General features: G+C 52.1%; 3 protein-coding genes. All 3 read right to left on the bottom strand.

What is annotated here, in order from left to right; translation table 11 throughout:
* Positions 1–1372: hypothetical protein (locus CVT63_08365; GenBank protein ID PKQ26621.1), on the bottom strand; the 1372-nt coding region annotated here is incomplete at its 3' end.
* A 217-nt stretch (positions 1373–1589) separates the two neighbouring features.
* Entirely contained in the window at positions 1590–2213 is a 624-nt protein-coding gene (locus tag CVT63_08370; GenBank protein PKQ26622.1) for a hypothetical protein, read from the bottom strand.
* Entirely contained in the window at positions 2173–2739 is a 567-nt protein-coding gene (locus CVT63_08375; protein PKQ26623.1) for a hypothetical protein, read from the bottom strand. The genes CVT63_08370 and CVT63_08375 overlap by 41 nt, the downstream gene beginning before the upstream one ends.
* Positions 2740–2779 lie beyond the last annotated feature (40 nt).

Genomic DNA, 2779 nt, shown 5'->3' on the forward strand with positions numbered 1-2779 from the left:
TGGTATTCGGGATGGGAATATGCTCTGTCCCTGTATTGGGCGCATTTGCATCAGGCCCATGGCCGGCGCAGGTCGTATCAAGATAACAGCCGTCCGCCTGGAGATTAAACTCAAGGGTGATGGTCTCGTTCGTGTCTATATAGTCAATCCCTGTGTTGTCCCAGCGCAGTTCCCCGTTTGCCCCGCCGCAGGCGTTGTTTGTACTGCCGCCCAATATCGGTAAAGGTAATGGATTAAGGGTTGGATGTGTTTGATTGCTCGTAATTGTCGGGCCGCAGCTTGAGTCATAATTGAACCCCGTGGGCAGGGGGACATTGAGATAATCTCCGGCAGAAATGGTCGCCCTTGCGCCGTAGTTGGTTATCACTACCCGCAGTTTCCCGCCATCGGTCACAAAATAACCGTTGGTAGATATATCTGATGTGGTCATGGCAAGATAGGGTATTGTCCTTAAGCTGACATCATCCTGCGCCGATTGCTCTGTCGCGGGCGTAGTGCCGCCGCATCCTGTCAGACAGCCCCAGGTTACCTTCGCAGTGTTTGTCCTGTCGGTCTGGCAGGAAGCAACCGTTGTCGAAAAGATTATTGTATGGGTTGACGAAACAGCCATATCACCAAGGGAAAACGTGTTGCTCCCTGGCGCGATGCCGTTAGGCGCCGTACCAGGTGCCCATACATTATCAAGTTGAGCTGCGCCGTCAAGTGTGGTTGAGCCTGGCACATATGTTGTATTAGAGGGTATGGCGTCCTGCAGTCTCACATCCGTGGCAAGATAGTCGCCGTTTGAGTTCAGCGTAACCCGCCATTCTATTGTGTCGGCCAGGTCGGCTATTACGGTTCCCGGGGTCCAGGCAGTTCCCTTGGTGACATTTCTTCCTTCCTTTACAATCGTTACCCTGGGGTTTGCGGCAGAGGTGTAAAGATTATAATCAGAAGAGGAGATGACAGAGCCGCCTGGCAGGTTGCACGGCGGGTCAAACTCTACATGCGCCGACGCCTTTTTGTCGCCTGTTGAATATGCCTGCGCGTCAGTGCAGATTGCTATATTTGCATTGAAATTGACAGTCAGCTCACAGGCCTCCGGCATTGGCCTGTCGCCATAGGCGTCAACGGGCAGGGCATTTGTAAAATCCCAGGTAATGGTCAGTCCTGTTGCGACAGTCCCTGTAATTACCTCGGTAGGCGCCAATATTGCCCCGCAGCTATAAGTGTGAACAGCGGTTCCTGCCGTATAGGTCAACCCTGGCGGGAGTTTCTCTACTACCTTGACATTATAGGAGTTGATCGCGCTGGTATTTTTTGTCTTCACGGTAAAAATAGAATTATCGCCGCAATAATCTGTCTTATGGTCAACGCTGTGCTCAACGACCATTACAGCAGGAGATGGAAGCAGATAATCAATGCCTGCTGTCTGACACAGACAGATATCGGCGTCGCCGCAGCAGGGAGTTGAGGAACAATTTGCCGGCGTGCATACGCCGCCGCACCCCGTGCCGCAGCCCCAGCATATCCTTACATCGGCATGGGGAGCAGTGCAGCTCGCAAGTTTGTTGGTTATCACGATATTGCCTTTACCGTTCGCGGCTATATTATTCCAGACAAAGGGGCTTGCCGGGGTTATTGTTATCAATCTGCACATTCAGGTTATACAGTCCGCCAGTGCCTGCATTCCAGCCCTGTATGGTGAACTGGGGATACCTCCCTGTGGCGCTGACCGTGGGTGGAACTATGTTTGCCATGGGATTGCCCTTTTTGACAAGGGTAACGCCCTCGTTGGGATAGTGATGGCCGCCGCCGGAGCCTGCAGTATCAAAATGTCGCGGGTCGGCATTATCAAAACATCTATCATTAAAATATATGTCCGCTGACCAGTCCTTTTGAGTGGCGTCGCAATTCTTCCTCATCCAGAAGGTAATCCTTGGGCTTGGGGCATAGCCTGCTCCATTAGCATCATGATGCCTTATGTCGCCAAGGTCCCAGGTATAGACATTGCCTGCCTGCGTTGGATTAAAGGCCCCAATAGCACCGCCGGAAATGGTGTTTATATTGGTAAAGGTGATGGGATAGGTCGGGTCGCCCACCCCGCCCAAAAGGGTGTAATTGCCGTTTGTGTTAAGTCTTACCAACGCGTCGTAAAGCGGCCAGTAGTCGGGCCAGTCATTAAAGTGGTCCTCAATCGCAATGGTGAACTGCTTTGCCTCGCACAATCGCAATGGTGAACTGCTTTGCCTCGCACGCGTCTATCACCTTGGGAGAAGTACTAGTATTCACAGCCACATAGCTTTTGGCAAAATTAATCACCACGCCCTGGTCATAGTCTTCATCGCCCCCGCAAGCGGCTGGGTAGCCAGGGATGGTCAGCCCTGAAAAATCCACTGTGTCCCGAGTCTCTGAACTTTCTGTTGAATGAAGCGTGAAGGTAACGCATACTTGGGCCCCGCTGTTGGGGACAGGTGCGCCGGCTCCATCAAGGTAGCCGAGGTCAAGGGCTGTGCCGGGAAAATCTGCAGCAGGCCAGCCGGGATAAGATGTGTCGTTTACCTGAACATCATCCACGCTGACATATGTCTGATCCGCGTTTACATGGTCGTTAAAGGTAATATTATTGCCGTTTCCATCGGTATTACTCCAGGTTGAAGGCGCGGCCGCGCCGGCGTTAAATGTATAACAAGTTTTATACTGATTATCGGTGCAGACCTCGCCCCAGCCTGCCGGGCCGTCGCCATAGTTTGTGGTCATGGAGTTGTAATATGTTACTGTCTTATTAGATGAGGCAATA

The organism is Candidatus Anoxymicrobium japonicum (genome assembly GCA_002843005.1).
Taxonomy (GTDB): domain Bacteria; phylum Actinomycetota; class Geothermincolia; order Fen-727; family Anoxymicrobiaceae; genus Anoxymicrobium; species Anoxymicrobium japonicum.